25 protein-coding genes and 2 pseudogenes are annotated in these 22,760 nt (G+C 46.3%); 9 read left to right on the top strand and 18 right to left on the bottom strand.

The features are described 5' to 3' along the window. The first annotated feature begins 164 nt into the window (after nucleotides 1–164). The 5 genes and pseudogenes from Selli1_RS18480 to Selli1_RS05535 all read left to right on the top strand — a co-directional run bounded on the left by Selli1_RS18480 (nucleotide 165) and on the right by Selli1_RS05535 (nucleotide 2,578). Nucleotides 165–749 (top strand): sugar O-acetyltransferase, encoded by a 585-nt coding sequence (locus Selli1_RS18480; protein WP_204863985.1) that lies wholly within the window; start codon nucleotides 165–167, stop codon nucleotides 747–749. Nucleotides 750–911: 162 nt separating this feature from the next. Further along, nucleotides 912–1,098, top strand: a pseudogene (locus tag Selli1_RS05520) (MerR family transcriptional regulator); the annotation flags it as partial. 109 nt (nucleotides 1,099–1,207) lie between these two features. Continuing rightward, nucleotides 1,208–1,516 (top strand): type II toxin-antitoxin system RelB/DinJ family antitoxin, encoded by a 309-nt coding sequence (locus Selli1_RS05525; RefSeq protein ID WP_171027950.1) that lies wholly within the window; start codon nucleotides 1,208–1,210, stop codon nucleotides 1,514–1,516. Further along, a complete protein-coding gene (locus Selli1_RS05530; protein ID WP_087169638.1) occupies nucleotides 1,513–1,842 on the top strand; it encodes a type II toxin-antitoxin system RelE/ParE family toxin in 330 nt (109 codons plus the stop codon). Before Selli1_RS05525 ends, Selli1_RS05530 begins: the two co-directional genes overlap by 4 nt. A gap of 286 nt (nucleotides 1,843–2,128) precedes the next feature. After that, nucleotides 2,129–2,578: an Hsp20/alpha crystallin family protein gene (locus Selli1_RS05535; RefSeq protein ID WP_087169640.1), complete on the top strand. Its 450-nt coding sequence runs from the start codon at nucleotides 2,129–2,131 to the stop codon at nucleotides 2,576–2,578. A gap of 51 nt (nucleotides 2,579–2,629) precedes the next feature. Here the strand turns inward: Selli1_RS05535 and Selli1_RS05540 are convergent, their stop codons facing one another. The 6 genes from Selli1_RS05540 to Selli1_RS05565 all read right to left on the bottom strand — a co-directional run bounded on the left by Selli1_RS05540 (nucleotide 2,630) and on the right by Selli1_RS05565 (nucleotide 10,357). After that, on the bottom strand, nucleotides 2,630–3,253 hold the full coding sequence (locus Selli1_RS05540) for an ATP-binding cassette domain-containing protein (protein ID WP_087169641.1): 624 nt from the start codon (nucleotides 3,251–3,253) through the stop codon (nucleotides 2,630–2,632). A 1-nt stretch (nucleotide 3,254) separates the two neighbouring features. Further along, on the bottom strand, nucleotides 3,255–4,028 hold the full coding sequence (locus Selli1_RS05545) for an ABC transporter permease (protein ID WP_204863987.1): 774 nt from the start codon (nucleotides 4,026–4,028) through the stop codon (nucleotides 3,255–3,257). Beyond that, nucleotides 4,006–5,046 carry an ABC transporter substrate-binding protein gene (locus tag Selli1_RS05550; protein ID WP_087169643.1) on the bottom strand — a complete coding sequence of 347 codons (1,041 nt, stop codon included), beginning with the start codon at nucleotides 5,044–5,046 and terminating at the stop codon, nucleotides 4,006–4,008. The genes Selli1_RS05545 and Selli1_RS05550 overlap by 23 nt, the downstream gene beginning before the upstream one ends. Nucleotides 5,047–5,228: 182 nt before the next feature. Continuing rightward, nucleotides 5,229–6,794, bottom strand: coding sequence for a xanthine/uracil/vitamin C permease (locus Selli1_RS05555; RefSeq protein ID WP_087169644.1), 1,566 nt, complete (start codon nucleotides 6,792–6,794; stop codon nucleotides 5,229–5,231). A 26-nt stretch (nucleotides 6,795–6,820) separates the two neighbouring features. Next, nucleotides 6,821–8,551 (bottom strand): adenine deaminase, encoded by a 1,731-nt coding sequence (gene ade, locus Selli1_RS05560; RefSeq protein WP_087254692.1) that lies wholly within the window; start codon nucleotides 8,549–8,551, stop codon nucleotides 6,821–6,823. Nucleotides 8,552–8,575: 24 nt separating this feature from the next. Then, on the bottom strand, nucleotides 8,576–10,357 hold the full coding sequence (locus Selli1_RS05565; protein ID WP_087254695.1) for an adenine deaminase: 1,782 nt from the start codon (nucleotides 10,355–10,357) through the stop codon (nucleotides 8,576–8,578). Between the two features lie 399 nt (nucleotides 10,358–10,756). Between Selli1_RS05565 and Selli1_RS05570 the strand changes: the two genes are divergently transcribed. Further along, on the top strand, nucleotides 10,757–11,683 hold the full coding sequence (locus Selli1_RS05570; RefSeq protein WP_281872448.1) for a DMT family transporter: 927 nt from the start codon (nucleotides 10,757–10,759) through the stop codon (nucleotides 11,681–11,683). 47 nt (nucleotides 11,684–11,730) lie between these two features. On the opposite strand, the gene Selli1_RS05575 is transcribed toward Selli1_RS05570, so the two are convergent. Then, entirely contained in the window at nucleotides 11,731–12,585 is an 855-nt protein-coding gene (locus Selli1_RS05575; RefSeq protein ID WP_191427754.1) for a LysR family transcriptional regulator, read from the bottom strand. A 118-nt stretch (nucleotides 12,586–12,703) separates the two neighbouring features. Here Selli1_RS05575 and Selli1_RS05580 point away from each other — a divergent pair, with 118 nt between their 5' ends. Further along, on the top strand, nucleotides 12,704–13,555 hold the full coding sequence (locus tag Selli1_RS05580) for an aldo/keto reductase (RefSeq protein WP_275950813.1): 852 nt from the start codon (nucleotides 12,704–12,706) through the stop codon (nucleotides 13,553–13,555). A 65-nt stretch (nucleotides 13,556–13,620) separates the two neighbouring features. Here the strand turns inward: Selli1_RS05580 and Selli1_RS05585 are convergent, their stop codons facing one another. Beyond that, a complete protein-coding gene (locus tag Selli1_RS05585; protein WP_087169650.1) occupies nucleotides 13,621–13,980 on the bottom strand; it encodes a cyclophilin-like fold protein in 360 nt (119 codons plus the stop codon). Nucleotides 13,981–14,013: 33 nt separating this feature from the next. After that, on the bottom strand, nucleotides 14,014–14,880 hold the full coding sequence (locus Selli1_RS05590; RefSeq protein WP_281872449.1) for an aldo/keto reductase: 867 nt from the start codon (nucleotides 14,878–14,880) through the stop codon (nucleotides 14,014–14,016). Between the two features lie 204 nt (nucleotides 14,881–15,084). On the opposite strand from Selli1_RS05590, the gene Selli1_RS05595 reads away from it, so the two are divergent. Further along, nucleotides 15,085–15,975: a LysR family transcriptional regulator gene (locus tag Selli1_RS05595; RefSeq protein WP_281872450.1), complete on the top strand. Its 891-nt coding sequence runs from the start codon at nucleotides 15,085–15,087 to the stop codon at nucleotides 15,973–15,975. Nucleotides 15,976–16,032: 57 nt separating this feature from the next. Here Selli1_RS05595 and Selli1_RS05600 read toward each other — a convergent pair whose 3' ends face one another. From Selli1_RS05600 to Selli1_RS05640, 9 genes and pseudogenes are all read right to left on the bottom strand, one after another. Beyond that, nucleotides 16,033–16,500 carry a helix-turn-helix domain-containing protein gene (locus tag Selli1_RS05600; RefSeq protein WP_087254712.1) on the bottom strand — a complete coding sequence of 156 codons (468 nt, stop codon included), beginning with the start codon at nucleotides 16,498–16,500 and terminating at the stop codon, nucleotides 16,033–16,035. Between the two features lie 144 nt (nucleotides 16,501–16,644). Further along, nucleotides 16,645–17,094: an Hsp20/alpha crystallin family protein gene (locus Selli1_RS05605; protein WP_138373506.1), complete on the bottom strand. Its 450-nt coding sequence runs from the start codon at nucleotides 17,092–17,094 to the stop codon at nucleotides 16,645–16,647. Between the two features lie 430 nt (nucleotides 17,095–17,524). Continuing rightward, nucleotides 17,525–18,738: pseudogene (locus Selli1_RS05610) on the bottom strand (tyrosine-type recombinase/integrase). 107 nt (nucleotides 18,739–18,845) lie between these two features. After that, nucleotides 18,846–19,040, bottom strand: coding sequence for a DUF6462 family protein (locus Selli1_RS05615; protein ID WP_281872451.1), 195 nt, complete (start codon nucleotides 19,038–19,040; stop codon nucleotides 18,846–18,848). Beyond that, nucleotides 19,041–19,895 carry an ATP-binding protein gene (locus Selli1_RS05620; protein WP_281872453.1) on the bottom strand — a complete coding sequence of 285 codons (855 nt, stop codon included), beginning with the start codon at nucleotides 19,893–19,895 and terminating at the stop codon, nucleotides 19,041–19,043. Next, nucleotides 19,892–20,638: a replication initiator protein A gene (locus Selli1_RS05625; RefSeq protein ID WP_281872455.1), complete on the bottom strand. Its 747-nt coding sequence runs from the start codon at nucleotides 20,636–20,638 to the stop codon at nucleotides 19,892–19,894. Before Selli1_RS05625 ends, Selli1_RS05620 begins: the two co-directional genes overlap by 4 nt. Continuing rightward, on the bottom strand, nucleotides 20,622–20,822 hold the full coding sequence (locus Selli1_RS05630; RefSeq protein WP_405595493.1) for a hypothetical protein: 201 nt from the start codon (nucleotides 20,820–20,822) through the stop codon (nucleotides 20,622–20,624). Before Selli1_RS05630 ends, Selli1_RS05625 begins: the two co-directional genes overlap by 17 nt. A 219-nt stretch (nucleotides 20,823–21,041) precedes the next feature. Further along, nucleotides 21,042–21,428: a plasmid mobilization protein gene (locus tag Selli1_RS05635; protein WP_256196191.1), complete on the bottom strand. Its 387-nt coding sequence runs from the start codon at nucleotides 21,426–21,428 to the stop codon at nucleotides 21,042–21,044. 655 nt (nucleotides 21,429–22,083) lie between these two features. Continuing rightward, on the bottom strand, nucleotides 22,084–22,437 hold the full coding sequence (locus tag Selli1_RS05640) for a hypothetical protein (protein ID WP_281872458.1): 354 nt from the start codon (nucleotides 22,435–22,437) through the stop codon (nucleotides 22,084–22,086). A gap of 107 nt (nucleotides 22,438–22,544) precedes the next feature. On the opposite strand from Selli1_RS05640, the gene Selli1_RS05645 reads away from it, so the two are divergent. Then, the gene (locus Selli1_RS05645) at nucleotides 22,545–22,745 is read left to right on the top strand and encodes a helix-turn-helix domain-containing protein (RefSeq protein WP_087169710.1); all 201 of its coding nucleotides are present in this window, start codon (nucleotides 22,545–22,547) and stop codon (nucleotides 22,743–22,745) included. The last annotated feature ends 15 nt before the right edge of the window (nucleotides 22,746–22,760 follow it).

Raw genomic sequence — 22,760 nt, forward strand, 5'->3', positions numbered from 1 at the left:
ATTGCCTGTTTTGTTGAAGACACAGCTTCAGGCGGCATAGGGCAAAGGGTGAACTTTGATAATCGAATACCTGCCAGATATTGAATTTTCAAGGTGCATAGGCAAAATCTATGTGCGAAGTTTGAGTATAATAATTATATCTTTGAGTAATGGAGGAACATTAGATGACGGAAAAAGAAAAAATGCTTGCCGGACAGCTTTATGACTGCGGCGATGAAGAGCTTTTGACACAATGGCATAAGGCAAAGGACCTGGCCAGGGACTATAACCAGACAGATTCCGCAAATGCACAGGAAAAAGAACGCATTTTAAATGAATTACTTGGCGGAAAAGGGAAAAATCTCTGGATTACCGCTCCTTTCTATGTCGATTATGGTAACAATATTTATTTTGGCAATAATTGTGAAGTAAACATGAATTGTACTTTTTTGGACGATAATATTATTCGGATCGGCAATAATGCGCTGATCGCCCCAAATGTTCAAATTTACACAGCATTTCATCCAACCAACGCTTCCGACCGTTTCGGTTCACCGAAAGAAGATGGCTCCTTTGAATTCTGCAAAACACAGACCGCGCCTGTCGTAATCGGTGACAACGTATGGATAGGCGGAGGCGCAATTATTATGCCTGGCGTCACGATTGGTGATAACGTTGTTATCGGTGCAGGCAGTATTGTCACAAAGGACATTCCAAGCAACACGATTGCTTACGGAAATCCTTGCCGGGTAAGACGGGAAAATAAATAGATTTAGTAAAAAAGATTTGAAGTTGATAAAGAATTGGAGACTCTCCGTCTATTGCGGCTATTCCAGCTTTAATAGACGGATTTTTGATAAATCCTTGACTGTAAGCCTTGTTTACAGCTTATTATTAAGTAAACTAGAGTTGCTTGAAAGGGGATGCATAACATGACTATGAAAGATGTAGAAGAACGAACAGGTCTATCCCGTTCTAATATCCGTTTTTATGAAAAAGAAAAACTCATTGAGCCTTCAAGAAATGAAAGTAATATTAAAAAGTCAGATTATTGATTTGAACAGAGTGAAATTCATGTGCGAAAAAATGTTGTATGAAGAAAATATTAGTTATGAACGTTAGAGCAGTTCAACCGTATCATTGGAGCGCAGGATATAACGTATTGCTATTGTGCGGACATCTGTGTATAATAAAGAAAAAGATATGAACGAGAAAGGAGCATTGTGTTATTATGGCAAAGTCAGCAAATTTATATGCAAGAATAGAACCTGAAGTCAAAGAGCAGGCCGAAAAAATCCTCTCCACACTTGGTATTCCTGCTTCTAACGCTATCAATATGTTTTATAAACAGATTATCTTACATCGGGGACTTCCTTTTGAAGTGAAAATCCCAGACAGAACGCCCACAGATATAAGTATGCTGGGAACAGAAGAACTGCATGCAGAGTTGGAGAAAGGATATGTGGATATGAAAGCAGGTCGAACCAAAGATGCAAAGACGGTTTTTGCTGATATTCGCAAAGATTATAGCTTATGATTTTTAACGTAGTCACATCAATACAGGCTGAGGAAGATCTGCGAGGGATATTTGAGTATATCACTTTTGAACTTTTGTCACCAGAAAATGCCGAAAAGCAACTGGAACGTCTGGAAAAGCAGATATTAAGTTTAGATGAAATGCCGGAACGCTTTCCGAGATATGGAAAAGAACCGTGGCATAGCCGAGGTTTACGTTTTGTTGCGGTAGATAACTATATCGTGTTTTATCTTCCGGATGTGGAAGAACAGGTGGTAACAATTCTTCGTGTCATGTACAGCGGACGCAACATTGAAGAACAGTTAAGCGTCTATATAAAGCAATAAGCAATTCATACAAAGCGGTTTCTCCTTTGGAGATCAACCGCTTTTTCTATACTCAAATTCAAAAGTGGAAAATGTTTGCAAACACCGATTTTACAAGATTTGCAAAAAAATTTCAAAAAATTAGCACTCACCTCTTGACAGTGCTAATATCAAGTGCTATATTACACATAGAACAAAGGGAACAGATAGAAAAGAGCCGGAAAGCTCAGGTACCTGCCCCGAAATACCACTCCCCCAGCGGGGGTGATTACATAAATATTTTGTCAATTGAAAGGAGAAATGACTTATGATGATGCCTAGTATTTTTGGAGAGAACTTATTTGATGACTGGATGGATTTCCCATTTGATGATGATTTCTTTAGAAGAACACCTTCTTACAGCAAGAAGAGTTCTACATCAGTAATGAGGACAGATATCAGGGACACAGATGATTCCTATGAACTGGATGTCGATCTTCCTGGATACAAGAAAGACGAAATCAATGTTCAGCTGAAAGAAGGATATCTGACCATCTCCGCTTCGAAGAATACAGAGAACGACGAGAAAGATAAGAAGGGCAACTACATCCGCCGTGAACGTTATAACGGCACCATGAGCCGGAGCTTCTATGTAGGCAATGCTATTCACCAGGATGATATTCGTGCAAAATATGCCGATGGTATCCTGAAGATCTCCGTTCCAAAGAAAACGAAAAAGGAAGTTGAGCAGGCAAATTACATCTCCATCGAAGGTTAATATAAAAAGAGAGCCGGCGGCAGTCAAACATCAGTGACTGCCGCCGGTTTTTTATTGTCTTTCCTCTTCTTTATGATCCAGGCTGATACAGACTGCCCCCATCTGCGCCGCCTCTTTGCTGTCATGTGTAACAAAGATCACCGTCTTTCCGGTACACATTTCTTTCGTATAGTCCATAACCTGTTTTTTTGTCTCTTCATCCAGACCTTTGAAAGGTTCATCCAGAAACAGGATATCCCAGTCGCAGCAAAGTGCCCGTAAAAGCGCAACCCGCCGTCGCATACCGCCGGAAAGTTCCCGGACCGGCTGATCCTCGCACCCGGACAGTCCGGCCGCCGTCATTGCTTCCCGGATCTGACGCACCTCCTCCCGGTCCCGGCCCCACGGCTTTTTCTGCCGCACCAGCCGGATATTTGCGGAGGCGCTTAAATTCTCACAGAGCCGGTCCTCCTGAAAGACCATGCTCTTTTTCATTTCTTCCATTCCTTCGATACTTCCCGAATCCGCCTCTTCCAGTCCGGCCAGAATCCGAAGAAGCGTCGTTTTTCCCGCACCGGACGGTGCCATAACACATGTAGTCTTCCCTTTTTCGAACTCCGCCGAGAAACCGGCAAGCACCATGTGCGTACCATAGGACTTAAAAAGACGGGAAATCTTGATTTTTCCATTATCCATCTCAGCTCATCCTTTCCAAATGACTGACAATCCGGTCTACCGCCGCCAGAAACAGTTTCTCAAATACAAGGCTGATCAGCACAATCACCACCGTCCACGCAAACAGATCCGGCGTGTTCAGATAGACTTTGGCATTGTACAGATTTTCTCCGATAGAGCCGTCCGGAATTCCAATCACTTCCGCCGCCACCCCTGCCTTCCAGCAAAGTCCAAGAGCCACCGAACACCCTGACCGGAAAAACGGAAGGACCTGCGAAACATAGACATAACGGATCTGTACTGCCTTCGGTACATCAAATACCTGCACCATCTCCAGAAGTTTCGAATCCGTACTAAGGATCCCATCCAGTACATTCGTGTAAAGAATCGGAAATACCATCAGAAAGGAAATCACGATGGAAAGATTCCGGGAGGGCACCCAGATCAGCACAAGGATGACAAAGGACGCGACCGGAACCGCCTTGATCGTCAGCACCGCAGGCGCAAGAAGCTCTCGAATACGCCTGAACCGGGCAGAAAGTCCTGCCGCCAGAATCCCCGCTGCCATGGCAATAAGAAAGCCGCCCAGAATCCGTACCAGGGAAAATCCGATGGACTGCCAGAATTCAGTTTCCCTTACAAGCTCTGTCAGCCTCCTGAAAACAACAACAGGAGATACCAGCAGTATCTCCTGTCCGATCCAAGTGCTGACTGCCTGCCACACAAGCAGCCAGACTGCCACAGCCCATAATCTGATTGTTCTTTTTTTCTTCTTATTCGCTGTAGTAGAAATCATCTTCCGGCAACGCTCCTCCTATTGACTGCGCATTGGCATCCAAAAGCACCTGCAGATATCCGGAAAGCTGTTCTTTCATCTCATCCCCGGTAATGCAGACAATGTTGCACTCCGGAAGCGCTTTTTTCGCCACTTCTTCCGTCACAATTTCATACTGTCCAACCAGCTTCGCCGCATCATCCGTATTTTCGTTTACATAGTCAACGGACTCTTTGTAGTGATCGAGGAAATTCGCCACTGCTTCCGGATTCTCTTTTACGAACTCGCTTCTTGCTACAACCACTCCTGTCAGAAGCGCGCTCTTCTCCTCTTTATTCTCCTGAATCTTATCCCATTCCTCTGTCAGATCCAGCGCAACGCGGATATTTGGATTCTTTGTCTGCGCTGTCGTCACAAACGGCTGCGGGAGCATTGCGATTCCGCTCGGATCATTTGCCAGTGCCGCCACACATTCCGAGTGCTCGCTCTTCCACTCAATCGTCACATCTGCTGCCGGATCGATTCCGTTTTCCGTCAGAATATAATTCAGCGCATATTCCGGAGTAGACCCTTTTCCGCTTGCATAGATCGTCTTTCCCTTCAGATCTGCTGCTGACTGTACTGTCTCTCCGTTCTCAACGATATAGAGAACACCAAGTGTATTAACTGCCAGAACCTGTACCTGACCTTTTGTATTGTTGTACAGTACGGATGCCAGGTTGGCCGGTACCGCCGCGATGTCAAGCTCTCCCTGCACCAGCTTCGGTGTCACTTCGTCTGCGGATGCCGCAATCTGGAAGTTGTAATTTTCATCATCCACTTCGCTCTTGTCCACATCATCCATGAACTTCACCATTCCCATGGCGGTCGGTCCCTTCAGTGCCGCGATATTGACATCCACCGGCTCTGCGGTCTGTTCCTGCTTTGCAGAATTTTCTTCACTTTGCTTACTGCCTTCATCCGTACTCTGAGAGCCGCATCCTGCGAGGGACGCCGCAGCCAGTACCAGGACAAGCAGCCATGAACATAACTTTTTCATAATAAGCTCCTTTCTTTCTGTCAGATAATATTATGATAAATCAATTCTTTACTCCGGGCAAGCCTGTTTTGTTTTTTTGCACAATTTCCTGGCTGTCACGGAAACAAAAAGCCAGGTTCCCCTGGCCGCCTATGTGCATACGATGATGCACATGGCGGCACCGGGAACCCGGCAGCTGAATCTTATACATATTCAAAATCATCCGGCCCTTTGAACCAGGTATTTCTTCCAAGGTGAAGAAGGAATGCCAGCACGGCAATAATCAGATATCCGATCGCAAACGGCGAGGTCGGATAAAAGCCCAGCTGTGCACTGTGGATAAATCCAAAGCAGGCAAGCAGAAAACCTACAAGAGCCGTAATCCCTACTTTATGAAGCTGTTTTTCTATGATGAAGACTGTCATGGTTCCAAGCAGAATTCCAATAATGATTGCCCCGGCTTTTACGCCCGGCACACCGTTCCACATCACCCCGGCATCTTTGATCATCTGTGTAACTTCTGCATTGTAGCCGGACGTTCCGTCCGCCAGCACTTCCGTACTGTAACCGGCAAGTCCCACTGCTCCGGTGATCTGCGTATACAGATAGTCCGCAACCGGCGGAACCATGGCCACGGCAATGGCACCATAATGCTTTACCGGACAGTCTTTGAAGGCCTGTGCTACCATAACCACGGCACACCAGAGGAAGGTCACCGCGCACACTGCCGGCGGAACCATATTGCTTAAAAAGGTAAACAGTCCGAAGATTCCTGCCGCTCCGAGTACAAGACCGGAAACAAGTGAATATCCGATTCCGGCATGAGATTTCTTCAGTCCGGCATGTCCAAGCCATACCGTGTTCGGAATGACCCCTCCGCAGACTGCGGAAAGCATGGTACAGATTCCGTCCGCAAACTGTGTCTCCCGCACATCGTAATTGTCCCCGGCAGCATTTGCACCTTCTACATTGTCCATCGTCTCGATGAAATTATAAATTTCCACTGGAATCACAATGGTCAGGTACGGAAGTACCACAGAAAATCCATTAATCAGATGCTGAACACTGTTGACCGGATTCGGAATGTAAAATCCGATCCCGCTGAAATCAACGGTTGTCCGTCCAAGGCAAAATGCATATACGATTCCACCTACAATGGCCACCACCAGCGGCGGAATCTTCTTCGGGAACAGATAGCCTCCAAAAATGCCCACGAACGCGACAAGCAGGATCGGAAGTCCTACAAGCGGATCTCCAAACACATCAAATACTCCCTGCGTCGCCATCCAGATAAATCCAATCCCGGAAACCGTTCCGAGAAGTGCTGCTCTTGGGAGTTTTCTCTTCATCCACGGACCGATAAATCCACCAAGAGCTTCCACTCCACCTCCAATGAAACATGCTGCTACCGCTGCCGACCATGCGAGTTCCGGATCATTGAGCGCATAGTGAAGCGGCATGATCACTCCGTACAGCATAACGAACATGGCAGGTGTAGAAACACCGGATGGCAAAGCCGTTACGTCTGCCCGTCCTTCTTTTTTAGAAAGCCGCCGTCCCATAAACGCATAATAAATGCCGCTCAGCATCAGACCTACAGACATACCCGGTATAACGGATCCGTATACAATCTCATCCGGCCATTCCAGGACGCCGGAAAGAGTTGTGATAACAATCAAATAGTTTACAATGTTATTTGTAATGGAATAGGTCATTCCACCAATGTCGCCACGTTGAAACCATGGCACAAGTGTTTTCTCTTTATTCATTTTTTTCTCTCTCTTCTTTTTAAGTATTATGCTTCTGTCGAAATAAAGGAGAAGGTTGTCACATCAAACAGTCCCATATCGGTCAGTTTCACCTCCGGAATCACCGCAAGGGACATGAAGCACAGTGTCATAACCGGCTCTACCTCTCCGCTGATTCCAAGCTCTGAATAAGCCTTCTCATGAATGTCGGTCAGCTTTTGGTCTACCCACTCACCGCTCTGATCGCTCATCAGCCCTGCAATCGGCATCGGCATGCTCTCGATGACTTTTCCCTCTTTCACAAGAACAATGCCGCCTTCCTGAGCAATCAAACTGTTGACCGCAAATTCCATTTCTTCATCGCTGACTCCGACCACGATGATATTGTGGGAATCGTGAGCCACAGAAAGAGCAACCGCACCTTCCCTGATTCCGTATCCTTTCAAGAATCCACAGGCCACGTTTCCTGTTCCCTGATGCCGTTCCACCACAGCCACTTTCACGATATCTGTTTCCGGGTCCCGGATAAATTCCCCATTTTCATCCAGTCTGATATCCGCTGTTTCCTTTTTCGTCACAACTCCTCCCGGCAGAATACCGATCACGTTGACATGACCGGATTTCAGATGCATTTTGAATTTCTCTTTGGAGAAATCCTTTACAACTACGCTTCCTTTTACGGAAGAAATATCGTGGAACTGAATTTCCGGAAGGTATCTTCCTTCTTCCGCCGTCAGCTCTCCCGCAATCCATACACGGTTGACATGGAAATCGTTCAGATCATCCAGAAGGACAATATCCGCACGGTATCCCGGCGCGATAGCTCCCCTGTCATAGAGGCGGAAACATTCTGCCGCATTCAGTGTCGCCATCCGGATCGCCGTCACCGGATCCAGTCCTTCTTCCACGCAGATCCGGAGATGGTTGTCCAGATGTCCTTCGTGCAAAATGGTCTTTGGCTGGCGGTCATCGGAACAGAGCAGACACCGTCTGCTGTTTTCCGGTGTCACGCCTTTAATCAATGTACGCAGATTATGGCAGGCAGATCCCTGTCTTAACAGGATATACATTCCCCGTTCCAGACGGTCTTCCATTTCCTCTACAGTAGAACACTCATGATCTGCAAGAATTCGCGCTGACGCATAGGCATTGAGTTCTTTTCCCGTAATTCCAGGGCCGTGTCCGTCAATGATCTTTCCTTCTTCTTTGGCTGTCATCAGTTTGTCCAGCACGCTTTCGTCCGCCGCAATGACTCCCGGGAAGTTCATGAATTCCCCAAGTCCGAGAATTCCGTCCCTCTTGATCGGCTCTTCCATCTCCGGAGCATTGATGACCGCGCCGGCATGTTCAAACGGAGTAGCCGGAACACAGGATGGAAGTACATACTTGATATCAAGCTTCGTCCCTTTTGCGGCCTCCATCATATAATCCAGCCCTCTGATTCCGCAGACATTGACAATCTCATGCGGATCCGCAATGATCGTTGTTCCCCCGTGAGGAACAAGAAGACGTCCGATCTCTTCCGGGCTTACATAAGCAGATTCAATATGAATATGGCTGTCGATAAATCCAGGAGCCGCATACCGGCCCCCGGCATCGATCACTTCTTTTCCCTCATAGTCGCCGATTCCTGCAATCTGGTCTCCGCAGATGGCAATGTTTCCCTCTACTATTTTTCCCGAAAATACATTGACAATTTTGCAGTTCTGAATCACAACATCCGCCGGGATTCTTCCGGCTGCCGTATCAATCAGCTTTTTCAGTTCTTCTTTTTTCATGATCTCTACCTTCTTCTTCTACTTCTATTTCTCAGTAACTTCAAGGACTGGTTCAAATGTAGTAAGCGCCGTATAGTCAACCGGGCCAGCATCCGTGATGGCGTAATCCGGGATCGCTGTAATCGGCAGGAAGAACATGTACATCATCGGGTCCGGCAGATCGGATCCCAGGCTTCTTGCCGCATGGTCGATTTTCTTTTCCCATGCCGCTATTTCTTCCGGTTCCAGATCGCTTACGATTCCTCCGACCGGAAGCGGCAGAAATTCCAGAATCTCGCCGTCTGCAACAACAACCTGTCCGCCGCCCTGCTCGATCACATAGTTTGCGGCGATGGACATATCTTCCGCACTGACTCCCATGACAACCAGGTTGTTGTCATCCGGTGCCGCGGAGGAAGCCATGGCACCCTTTTTCAGTTTCCATCCGGAGCAGAATGCAAGAGACTTGTTTCCGTTTCTTCCAAATCTTTCGAGGACAGATACCATTGCCACATCCTGTTCCGGATCCGGAAGCACAATGCCGTTTTCCACTTTCAGTACGACATCTCTTCTCTTACGGACGAACGGTCCTTTGACGTCCATAGCCAGTACCTTCGCTTCCCCGTTCTCAATGGAAGTCCGGTATTCAAAATCTTCTTTTGTTGTCTTTTTGCATTTCAGAACCCCTTTTAATACAGAACTTCTCTCCGGCGCCTGCAGCTCATAGCTAAGCTTGTGGTCCTTTGCTACCATTTTACCATTTGTCATGACTTCTTCTACATTGAAATTGTGAAGATCATCGACAAACAGAATATCCGCGATTCTTCCCGGGCAGATGGAGCCTACCAGATGGTCGATCCGGTATGCTTCCGCGCTGTTGATGGTTGCCATCTGAATCGCTGTCATCGGCTCTACTCCAGCCTTGATTGCCAGACGTACCACGTTGTCAAGATGTCCCTTTTCAAGAATATCCGTTGCGGTCACATCATCCGTACAGAAGCTGACACGGCGCGCAAATGCAGGGTTGACCTCTGTTACCGCCTTGATGTTCTCTTCCAGGAAATGAGTAACCGATGATTCACGGATCAGCATGTGCATTCCTTTTCGCATCTTCTCCACTACCTCTTCATGGGTGTAGCTTTCATGGTCAAGACGTACTCCTCCGCAAAGGTAACCGTTCAGGTCATTGCCCTGTGCCATCGGCGCACATCCGAAAACCGGAAGACGGTTCTTGAAGGCCTCGGCAATTGCCCCTAATGTGTCCTCATCTTCTTCCTGAAGGAACTCTCTTACTGTTTCCCATACTCCAAAGCATTCCGGCCACTTCTGCACTTCCTGATGCACTTCTTTGGTGAAATTAAAAGCAACCGTAGATTCCGGAATGGTGTACGGAGTCTTGTACGGCGCTCCCCAAAATACTTTCAGAGGACTTTTCTTCACTTCAGCAAAGATTTCCTTCAGTCCTTCCAGACCGGATACGGAGATATACTCATCCAGACCGGAAATCATACTTGTCGTTCCTCTTGGCACAACCGCTTTTGCGTAACTTGTAATACTGAGCTTGCTGCATTCACTGTGAATGTGGCCGTCAATCATACCCGGCACAAGGTATCTTCCTTTGGCATCGATAATCTCTGTGTCCGGTCCGATGTAGTCTTCCACATCACCGACTGCCGCGATCATATCATTGTACACGGCAATGTCCGCCGGATACACTTCGCTTGACATGACGTTGACAAGCTGTCCGCCCCGGATCACCTTGTGTGCCGGGATCTTTCCGCGTCCTGCGCGGATCATTTCCTTTAAATTTTCCACTGTTCTTTCCATTTTCAAATCCTCCTTGCGTTTCGCTTCCTCTTACGGATGATTCCGTAAAGGGTGTTTTTACTCCCCATACAGCAGGAATGGGAAATAAAAAAGATACATCGGCCAGAGGCTAAACAGGTTTCCCGTCCTGCGAATGTATCTTGAAGAATTTTCAACTATATTTGGTTGTGCCGAAGCTTTCGCTTCCTTTCGTTTTCCATCATAGCATAAGTGAAAACGATTGGAAATATATTAGTATATTATAATTTTACATGATTATTCATTAGTCATACTTATATATTGTCCCATGATACGAACCCCTCTGCCACTTTCTTCCTTTTATTTTTTGATAGCCACTTTCTCTGTTTTGTATTATAATACTGGGATATGACGCATTTAGAAAGAAAGGAATCAAAATTCATGTATCGTCTGACAAAACACAAAGAATTGCTCGGCACCGTTTCCATTATCATAGCAACTCTCTGTTGGGGATTTTCCGGATGTTCCGGGCAGTATCTGCTGCACGATCTGGCACTCCCGACACCGGTTGTCCTCTGTATCCGGCAGATCAGCGCCGGGATTATCCTGATTCTGCTGGACCTGATTTTTCGTAAAAAAGATTCCAAAGCACATCCGCATCCTTCCATCTGGCAGTCCATGGAAGATACGATGACACTGGTCTTTTTCGCGATTTTCGGCATCTGCCTGACACAGTTTACCTTTTTTATGTCGATCTATTATTCCGACTCCGGAACCGCGACGGTGCTGCAGTATCTGTCCACGATCATCATTTTGATCGTCACCTGCATCCGCACCAGAACGCTTCCGAAAAAGACGGAAGCAGCCGCAATCATCGCCGCGGTGGCGGGCACCTTTATCATCAGCACCGGCGGACGGCCGGGGAACCTTGCAATCTCCGGGTACGCCCTGTTTTTCGGTCTGATCTGTGCCTTTTCCTACTCCACTTACACCCTGATTCCGGGAAAAATTGTGCGGACTTACGGCGCCAAATACATCGTGGGGCGCGGAATGCTGATCAGCGGAATCTTTTTCTCCATTTTTGTCCGCCCATGGACCTATTCCATCGACATCACGCCGCAGGTCATCCTCGGATTTTGCGGGCTGATCCTGATTGGAACAGCGGCCGGCTCCACCTTCTATCATTTCGGAGCATCACTGCTGCCTCCGGTGAAGGCCGGAACCCTTGCAAACTTTGATCCGGTCTCCTCCGTGATCCTGACCGCTCTCCTGCTTGGCACCCGGTTTACGGCCGCCGATCTCATTGGATTTTTCTTTATTATCGGAGCCGTATTTCTTCTGAATATTTATCAGGTTAAAAAAGCATAGCGTGTCAAAAAAGTTCCGCCTCTCCTCACGGGAAAAGCGGAACTTTTCTATTTGATCGTATGCAGCCTCCTGAACACAGGCTGGAACAATTTCTGATCCGTCGTCTTGCAGACCAGATAGTAGGTGACGTCCACCTCGGGATCAAGGATCGGAACAATCTTTTTCCCTTCCGGCATCCCATTCTGCCGCAGTAGTACATCCGACGCAAAGGACGGAAACGATCCTGCTTCCGCCACTTCGGAAAACGCGTCAAACTCATTCATCATCAGGAAATGAACGTGCGGAAGCTTTTCTTTACAGAATTCGTACCAGAAACCAATCTGTGTAAAGAGCAGAATGTTCTGTCCGTCAATATCAGAAAGAACAATTTCATCTTTTTCAGCCAGCGGATGCTGCTCCGGAACAGACAGATACAGTCGTTCCCGCCGGAACGGTACCGCATACAGGCCGTCCTTTTTCGGATCATGGTGCAGAACGACGATCTGATAAGAACCTTTCATCAGCCCCTCCATCAGCTCTTCATCGCTGTTTACAATCTCGGATGAAATCGTCATCCCTCTATACTGCCCTGACAGAAGCGGCACAATATCCGAAACCGGCACCGGCGCACAGGAGCCAAGGGTGATTGTCCTTCTGCTCTTGTCAAAAAGCCGGACCCTTTCTACCATGTCCCGTTCCTGCTCCAGAATCTTCCGGGCATACTCTGCAGTAAGCCTGCCATTTTCATTTAGTGCAAGCCTGTTTTTCTGACGGTGAAACAACGGGACTCCCATCAGCTCCTCCAGCTTCTGCATCGAATGGCTGAGCGCCGGCTGTGATATATGAAGATATTCCGCTGCAGCCGAAAGCGTTCCGTATGTTTCAAACGCCACCAGCTGTTCCAGAAGATAGATTTCAATCATGCAAGCACCTCTCTTTTTCACTATTCATTTCAATTATAGCACAATTTGGAACCTGTATTGTACTTTTCTGAAAGGATCATCTACAATAAAGTCATCAAAAGAAATGGAGGTAAAAATCATGGAATATGTGACTTTAAATAATGGAATCAAAATGCCCCTGGAAGGATTTGGTGTATTTCAGGTACCGGATCCGGCACAGTGCAAACAGGCAGTTCTGGATGCTATAAACAGCGGTTATCGCCTGATCGATACGGCCGCTGCCTATATGAATGAGGAAGCTGTCGGCGCAGCCATCAAGGAAAGCGGAGTAGACCGCAGCGAGCTTTTCATCACAACCAAGCTCTGGGTACAGGATGCAGACTACGAAAGCGCAAAGAAAGCAATCGAGACTTCTCTTGAAAAACTGGGACTTGATTACCTTGATCTGTACCTGATCCATCAGCCGATGGGTGACTATGTAGGAGCTTACCGTGCAATGGAAGAGGCTTACAAAGAAGGAAAACTTCGTGCCATCGGTGTCTGCAACTTCTATCCGGCACGTCTGGCAGATCTTTGCGAGACAGTCGATGTGATCCCGGCAGTCAACCAGGTAGAGCTTCATCCATTCTTCCAGCAGGAAGACGCTCTTGCACTGATGAAAGAATACGGCGTACGTCCGGAAGCATGGGGACCATTCGCAGAAGGAAACCACGGCATCTTCACTCATCCGGTTCTTTCTTCTATCGGAGAAAAATACGGAAAGAGCGCAGCTCAGGTTGCTCTCCGCTGGAACGTACAGCGCGGCGTTGTCGTAATTCCAAAATCCGTTCACAAAGACCGTATGGAACAGAACATGAACATCTGGGATTTTGAGCTCAGCGAAGAAGATATGAACGAAATCGCAAAACTGGATATCGGACACAGCGAAATCGTAAACCACGATGATCCGAACTTTGTAAAAATGCTTCATGGCTTAAAAGTACATGAATAAAAAACAGAAACAACATTGAAAAACCAGGTATGAAAAGGGAGAGGCCGCAAACCTCTCCCGCTTTGTTATTCGTCGTCCGACAGCGTCAGGACTGCCGTAATACTTCCTTTTCCAAGTACCTGTTTCAATTCTGTCTCTGACAGATTCTGAACCTTTCCAAGCCTCGTAAAATTCCACGTATTCGGTGCATAATAGATAACGAGAAGATTCCCTTCCGAAAGGATCACATCTCCGGCTTCGGTTGTAATCGTTTCGTCGTTCGTCGGAAACTGCATCCCAAAGCTTCCGAACTTTTCCATATGGGCATAATCTTTCATTTCTATTGTAAACGGGCCTTTCTTCAGCAGTTCTTTCACTGCCTCCGCCGAACTGTTCTCGTATAATTTCACCTGAATGGTCGTTCCATTCACTTCCATATTCATCATGATTCCATTCTCCTTTGCAAGCTTTTATTTCTCTTATAAACTGGTCAAAACAGGGTTGTTCAGATAATCGTACACTCGCCTGATCTCACTGATTTTTCGGGTGTCCAGCATGGACGGACAGTTTTTGTCCAGTTCCGCGATCCGCTGCATGTCTTCTGCATCCAGTTCAAAATCCCAGATCTTTCTGTTTTCTTCCATGCGCTCCCTATGAACCGATTTCGGAATGACAATGACGCCCTGCTGCACATTCCAGCGCAGGAGAATCTGAGCCGGTGTCTTCTGATGTTTCGCCGCAATCTCCATCAGCACCGGTTCCTCAAACATTCCCTTCAATCCTTCCGCAAAAGGTGCCCAGGCCTCCGGCTGCACGCCGAGCTCTTCCATCAGCTGCAGATCTTCTGCGCGCTGGTAATGCGGGTGGCGCTCAATCTGATTGACCTGCGGTTTGATTTCCACGTTATAGCAGAAGTCAAGCAGGCGGTCCGGAAGGAAATTGCAGACTCCGATGGCACGAATCCGCCCTGCCCGGTACAACTCTTCCATTGCCCGCCACGATCCATAATAGTCGCCAAACGGCATATGAATCAAACACAGATCCAGATAGTCAAGCCCCAGCCGTTTCAGGGAATCCTCAAATGCCTTCATCGTGTTGTCATAGCCCATTTCCTGAATATATGCTTTTGTCGTAATAAAAAGTTCCTCCCGCGGGATGCCGCAGGTTTTGACTGCCCGGCCGACCGCCTCTTCATTCTGATAGGAACTGGCCGTATCAATCAAACGATAACCGGATTCTATCGCATTTCTTACGACCTGCTCACACTCCTGCTCCGGTATCTGGAACACGCCAAATCCTTCCATTGGCATGGAAACTCCATTCGACAGTTTCACTGTTTCCGTCATAAAATCCGCCTCCTGCATTTTTTATTGATGACAGCAGACCGTCCGCACGGCGGCTGTCACCTGTTTGATTTCATTATAGGTCCGTTTTAAAGAAACAACAAACAGTTATCACTTCTTATTTATCATCACTTTCAGGAATGATAGACTTGTGGTATACTGACCATATACTGATTTTATATTCCATACTTGAAAGGGTGAAACGGCATGATCGAAACGCGACTGCTCCATTATTTTCTTGCAGTAGCAAGAGAACTGAATATTACAAAGGCGGCTCAGACACTGTTTATTTCCCAGTCTACCCTTTCCAGGCAGATGATGGATCTGGAAAGCCAGCTTGGAAAACAGCTCTTTATCCGCGGAAAACGAAGCATCGAACTGACGGAAGACGGGGTATTCCTTCGTAACCGTGCGCAGGAGATTATGAAACTTCTGGAAAATACAGAGACCGCTCTTCATACGGACGCCGAGCATCTGAGCGGAGATATTTTTATCGGCTGCGGCGAAACGGTAGGAATGGATATGATCGCCGGGCTTCTGGCAGGGTTTCACAGAGATTATCCGGATGTCAAGCTTCATACTTACAGCGGGGATGCTGACGCCATCATGGACCGGATTGACAAAGGGCTCTCCGATATGGGACTTCTGCTTGGCCCGGTGCGGCAGGAAAAATACGATTACCTGAATCTACATCAAAAAGATGTTTACGGACTGCTGATGCCAAAGGACTGTGTGCTCGCCGGACAGAACACCATCAACATCGATCAGCTGAAAACGCTTCCGATGATTCTGGCAGACCAGACCTTTTCCGGCCATCAGGATCTGGACTGGTTCGGTGAGGATGCCCTGAATGTCGTAGCGACCTACAATCTGATTTACAATGCTACCTATCTTGTGGAGCACGGCATCGGATATGCCCTTTGCCTTGACCGGCTTGTCAACACCATGGGACGAAACCTTGTATTTCGGCCAATCAGTCCGGAATTATCTGTAGGCCTTTATATGGTCACCAAAAAATATCAAACATTTTCACCGGCCGCAAAAGTATTCTATGAACGCCTGAAAGCATTCACAACGGCAGTCGGTTCCGAAACATAAAGCCAGAGCAGGCAGCGGTTCTATCATCGTCCGCTGCCTGCCCTGCGTTTTCATCATCTATTTCCCGGAATTCTTTTTTCCTCTGTTCTTCCACACTCTTGCCAGAATATCTTTCAGCACCAGCATGGAATCCAGCTCATTATATCCATATTCTTTTTCCATCCGGATCAAGAGCCTGCACAACTCTTCCGCATAATACGAAATGTCCACCTCTTTCTGGTAGGACGCCAGAATCGGATACTTTTTACTCCACGCTTTTGTCCAGTCGATCTTTTCTGTCACCTCGTCACTCATCCGGTCGATCACATCCTGAATCTCCTGCATTTCCACATCAAATGAAATCAGCTCATCCAGCGAAAGACCGTACAACATCGAAAGCTGCTTTGCCTGGCGGATATCCGGAAGCGTCTCGTCGGTCTCCCACTTGGAGATCGTCTGCCTGCTCACACCAAGCTTCTCAGCCGCATCCTCCTGAGACAGCCCTTTCTTTTTCCTTGCCTGATACAGATTATTTCCTAAATTCATAACTGTTCCTCCTGATGTTTTCTGTCTTCATTTTACCTGTTTTCGTGAAAAGATACCAGCAGGAATCCTGTACAGTTTCGCCCGTTTTCCTGACAGAAGGTGGGAACAAAAAGGGGCGGCCTTTTCGGCCGCCCGCATGATTTATTAGCCCTCGATCGCGATGTGCGATGCTTCTTCTACTTTCTTCTGATCTTTCTTCGGAACTGTCAGTTTCAGGATACCGTCTTCGTATTTCGCATGAATGTCTTCCTGTTTGACGTCATCGCCTACATAGAAGCTCCTGCTCATGCTGCCTGCATAACGCTCCTTGCGGATGTAGTTACCTTTTTTATCCTTCTCATCTTTATCCAGTCCCTTCGCTGCAGAAATGGTAAGATATCCATTCTTCAGCTGGGCATTGATCTCGTCTTTCTTAAATCCAGGGAGATCAATATCTACTTCGTAAGAATCATCTGTCTCTCTGACATCTGTCTTCATCATGTTCTTTGCGTGTTTTCCATACAACGGGTTTCTCTTTCCAAAGAAATCATCATCAAATGGGAAATCCATCCAGTCATCAAATAAGTTTTCTCCAAAAATACTAGGCATCATCATAAGTCATGTCTCCTTTCTTTATGACAATTCATTTTATTTTAGCACTATCGGAGAAATCCGAAGTGTTGAAATCGAACAACTTTCTTTCGAGATCTTCATCTCTTCCTTTGTTCTAGTTGTAATATAGCACTTATTATTAGCAGTGTCAAGATGTGAGTGCTAATTTTTTTAATAATTTTTTTGGAAAACCTCAAAAAAGCTTGATTTTATGGGCTTTTTCGGGCTTTCCAAATTTTTGATTTTTTCAAAAAATGGCTTACTACACCATTTTTACACCATTTCTACACCAATTTCAGAATCGGGGACCTCCAAAATCCCCTGTAAATTCAAGGAAATCTGAGTTAATTTACTACACCATCAAAAGCAGAAAAATCTGATTTTTTTCACCATCATGCCCTTAAAACCTCCAATGCCGGGACAGAAATTCCCATCACATAATCTGAACCAAATCCATCTTCGCAATCTCTTTTTCGATCCTGGACCGGTCTGTGATATGATTATAAACTTCCATCGTGACACTGATGTTGGCGTGTCCCATCACATACTGAACGACCTTCATATCCAGATCTGTCTCTGCCATCCGGGTACAGGCTGTATGTCGGAGAATGTGGGCGGAAATGTGCGGTAGCTCTTCCGGCTTTCTCCTCTCCCGCTTTGCCCGCTCATTTTCTTCCTCATTATACGCCTTCACAATATCCCGGAGAATAAAGTTCACGGTAGTGGGCATCATCGGACGTCCGCTCCTGCTCATGAATACGAAATTCGAAAGCCCTTCGATTTTCACATCTCTGGGAATCCCCATCTGAAAATTCAGCCGTCTCTGGGTCTCAAAGGCTTTTGCCACCATTTTACTCATGGGTATCTCCCGGATCCCGGCTTCTGTCTTCGGCATGGTCACATGAAAATCACACCCGTCTCCATAGTTCTTATAGATCAGCTGATGATTCACGTATACGGTCCTGGTCTTCAGATCTACATCCTTCCAGGTGAGTCCGATCAGCTCCCCACAGCGGAGTCCGGTTCCGATCATCACCTGCAAAAGTGGCAGATAGATATGGAATACCTCGCTGTTCTTTACATAGTTCAGCAGATTTTTCTGCTGGTCAAAGGACAGGGCGGTGCGTTTCTTTTCTGGTTCCCCATAGTCTCCCAGCGTTCTCTTGGCCGGATTCTTCCGGATGATATCGTCATCTACAGCCACCTCAAAGCTCGGTAAGATCATATTATGGAGAAACTTGATGGTACTGTGGGAATATTTCTGTTTGCTCAGCCGGGAATAAAACAAGCGTACATGAGATGTTCTTACCTGTACCACTTTCATCTGTCCGAGTTCGTTCCTCACAAGACTGTTCCACATCCTTCTGTAATTGGCCTGTGTACTCTCTGCCAGCTTTCTGGTATCCATGTGGATCTCAAACAGGTCATTGAGAGTCATGTTCTTGCATTGAGTATCGGTCATAATTCCTTCGCTCTGGTCTTTCTCAATCTCTCTTTTTCTTTTTTCCTGAGTTCAGCCAGATCCGGAGAATAAACGGCCAGGCGTCTGCCGGTCCGTTCATCTTTATACCGGTACATATAGAGTCCATCCTTGCGCTGGGATTCCCCTGTCCTCAGATTTCTTCCTCTATTGTCTTTTCTTGCCACAAAACCATTCCTTTCTCTATTTCCACACCTCCCTGTTGTAGGGAATGGTCTTGTCCTGTCTATGAAAAGTATAGCACAAAACCACCCCCACGCACATCCGTGTTCCTCTATCCTGCTATCGCTTCCAGATATTTTTCCACCTTCTGGACCGAATACAATACCCGGCGGCCGATGGTGATCCGGGCTCCCGCATCTTCCGCTATCTTCCTTGCAGTCATCTGTCCGCAGGAAAGCATAGCGGCCAGACCTTCAATATCCACTGCCAGACGGCAGTTGCTCTCTCTTTCTTTTGTCTGTCTCATTTACCTCATCTTCTCCTTTATTCTTTTCTGCATCCGCCCCAGCTTTTCCTGAGCCGTACGTTTTCGAAAACTCTCACCTTTAAACTGAACCGGCACGCACATCTCCAGCAACCGGTCATAAATCCTGGCATGCGCTGTATCCTGCGGATTCTTTAACTCCTGCAGTGTCAGATTGGTCGTCGCGATCAGGGGCTTCCCGCTCCGATATCTGCCGTCAATCACCGCATAGATCTGTTCCAGTCCGTACTCTGTCCCCCGCTCCATTCCAAAATCATCCAGAATCAGCAGCGGAACTCTGCACAGATTTTTTATGTATGTGTTCTTCTCTGAAAAATTAGCAGACAGATCATTCAGCACTTCTGCAAAATTGTTCATACGCACTTCTATCTCCTGTTCCAACAGTGCATTGGCAATACAGCCCGCCAGAAAACTTTTCCCGGTTCCCACTGCTCCCCAGAAGAGGTAGCCTGTATTTTCCGCCTTCATTGTTTCCCAGTCTTTCACATAAAGCTTTGCAAGCACGGTATTTTCGGAAAGTCCCTTATCATTCTTAAATGTCCATTCCTTCATGGATCTATCCGAGAAACAATGTTCCTTCAATTCTCTGACTACAGCTTCATGGCGCTGCTGTTCCCGGTACTGTTCCTCTTCTTTTCTCTTTTGTCTCCGGCACTCACATTCACGCGGATGTTTTTTTATTCCCAAAACTCCGACTTTTTCCTGATCGAAATAAGCCTCCTTCGGTTCATGGCATTGTCCACAATACAGAAGCCCGTCTTCTCCGATGTAATCCTCCCTGGTTCTTTCTCCCGGCTGCATCATGTTTTTTACTGTTTCTTCTACCATCTTGTTCATAGACTTTCCTCCTCACTGCAGGTATAATCCGGAATGTTTTTTACCGGGGCTGACCGTTCTGCCCATCTTCTCAAGGTAACAGCATGATCAGCATATTGCTTTCCACTGGAACGCATATAACTGGACAGCTCCTCGATCAGCCTGTCTATTTCCCGGATCTCCTGTTTCAATTCTCCATATTCTGTTTCGGAGAGAAACACATTGTGATATTTCCCATAGGCAGAGCGCGCTTCTCTCTCTTTATTTATTTGACTATATATCATTTGATTATTACTCATTTTATTAGGGGATACTTTTCTTTCCCTCACAGGGACAGTTTTCTTTCCCTCATAAGTATCTTTTTCTTTCCCTATGGGGGATAGTTTTCTTTCCTTCACAGGGACACTTTTCTTTCCCTCTGCCGGGATTCTGACATACAGCAGATTGGGCTTTGAAAATCCCTGCTTTTGTCTTTCTAAAAGTCCGGCATCTTCCAGTTCATTCAAAGCTTTCTTAATGGTCATATGACTCTTTTCCAACACTTGCGCCAAATCCATGATTGGATAAATCACGTAAATATACCCTTTTTCATTCTTCCATCCGTTATTCCTTGAAATCTTGGACCGATCCAGCAACAGGGCATACAAAATCCTGGCTGTCTGAGTCAGGTTCATTTCCAACAGAAACCGTGGGTAAGGAATGAAATCCCTGATCAGGGTACGCTCTGTCAAATATTCCATCTGGTTTCTATTCTTCACATCCATCCTTTTGTCTCTGTCTGATCTTCCGCCGGCGGCTTCGCTTGGATTCATAACAGGGGCAACAGACAATCACAGTCCGGAAACTCTGCTTGCAGTCTCCGACGCATTTCCTGCAGATGTCATTGTGGGCGATGCGCCCTCTTTCATTGAGAAAAAAGGCCAATTCCTGTTTTCTTTTCTTGCTCATTCTCGGCACAGACATTCCTCCTTCCTGCCATCCTGCCAGTGTCCGGCACAGGACAGCGAAATATGGTCACGTTTCGGTATCATTTTTTGCACTTTTTGCCCTTTACGGCAGGCTTTTTTGACCTCAAATATATTTGCCTAGGGTTTATCCTGTCTGACGACAGAAAACGCTGTTTGGTCGTGTTTCGGTATCATTTTGGAACAATTCATCTGGACTACTTTAACCGCCCCGATAATCCCGTTCAAAATCCCCTGCCATCTTCAACACCTCTTCCCTGAGTGCGAACAATTCCGCGATGCAGTGACGGATTTCATCCTCCATAGCCAGAGAGCGTTCTCCGCCCGTATTGAAGTACCGTGCGATCTGATTCAGGTTCACACCGATCTTTCCATATGCCCCCACCAGACTTCGCAGTTCTTCCATATCGGCGACCACTTCTACCCGATGCACGATCTCCTTTTCCACCAGAAGTTTCCGCAGGCATTCGGATCTGGACACCCCCAGGATCTCTGCCTTCCTGTCCAGAAGTTCCAGCTCAATATCGGAAAGCCGGACTCCGACAAAATGCGGATGGTTCAGTTCCCGTTCTAATCTCTTTTTTCTCATGGCTCCTCCTTTCTTCTCTGTTACTTCAGTAACATCACAAACAGGAGAACCGGCAGTCCTGCCGGAATCTTCCTTTTGTGCTGCGTCCCACTTTCCAGTGGACGCCAATATCTGCCAGATCGGCAGATCATCGAGGGTATGGGGAATCGAAATCCCAGGCAAGAGCCCTACACAGGAAAACACGATAGTGTATTACGGGGTGGATCTTGCTCTGAGAAAATCCCCATCAAGAGCTCAACCTGTAAGTTAGAGGACTGCCAGGAATGGCATAACCGCTTAACACGGGTGGATCTTGCTCTATAATATCTACCCCCTCACTTAACGTAACCGGGAGCGGCTATTATACAACGGCAAAAAGAAATCATTTCATTCTTTTCGATCAGATCCGCTCTTATCTTTTTTATTCTTTAAAGATCCCCTCACTTAACCCATTTGTCAGAGGCAGAAATACAAGGAGATTCGAAAAATCTTTTAATTTTCTGTTTCAAAAAATATTTCCCCTCACTTATAGAAAGGGAATTCGAGGATTATACAGTGTTTGGAGACAAAGTTTTTAATAAAGTGCATAAAAAAACATCCCGTCTTTTTTGACCGGATGCCAGATTTTAATTCATAGATTTCTGTTATAAAAAATAGCCACCAGATTTTCCGGCAGCTATTCGCATGTTAAATCATCACCATATTCTTTTTTTATCCTTTCGCACAGTCGATTCCAGCTTTCTTCTTCCTCCTCTGGAGTTCTTTTCGGCAATATCACATCCTTTATATCATCATCAATAGCTTTTACGTATTTATCCGTTAAATCCGGATACTCATCCAACAGCCTTTCGAAAAGTTTATAAAGCCCCCGCTCTGTACACTTAGCCAGACAGGAAGAAAAAAGTTCCATTGTCATCGGCTTTTGCTTATTGATTGCCGCCAGCTCATCTTCGGAAAACTCGAATGTTAAGATAAGGAATTCTTCAAAATTATGTTTTTCTTTGTTGGATAGCTCATCATATTTTTTCATCCCTGCTCTCCTTTCATATGCCTCTATTATAGATACATTTTTCAGTATAGTAAACTATTATTTTTCCCATGATAATGATTATATTACAAACTGGGAAGTGAGCAGAAATGATAAGCTATTCTCCATTATGGGAGACCATGAAGAAACGGGATATCTCCACCTATACACTGATTCACAAGTATGGTATCAATCCCCGGACGATCAATAATTTAAAACATAATAAATCTATTACCATGTTTACATTGGAAAGGTTATGTGAGATTTTGAATTGCGAACCGAATGATATAATCAAATTTGAGAAAGAATAAAAACTATTGGAGTTT

The sequence above is a fragment of the Sellimonas catena genome, assembly GCF_027924685.1.
Lineage (GTDB): Bacteria > Bacillota > Clostridia > Lachnospirales > Lachnospiraceae > Sellimonas > Sellimonas catena.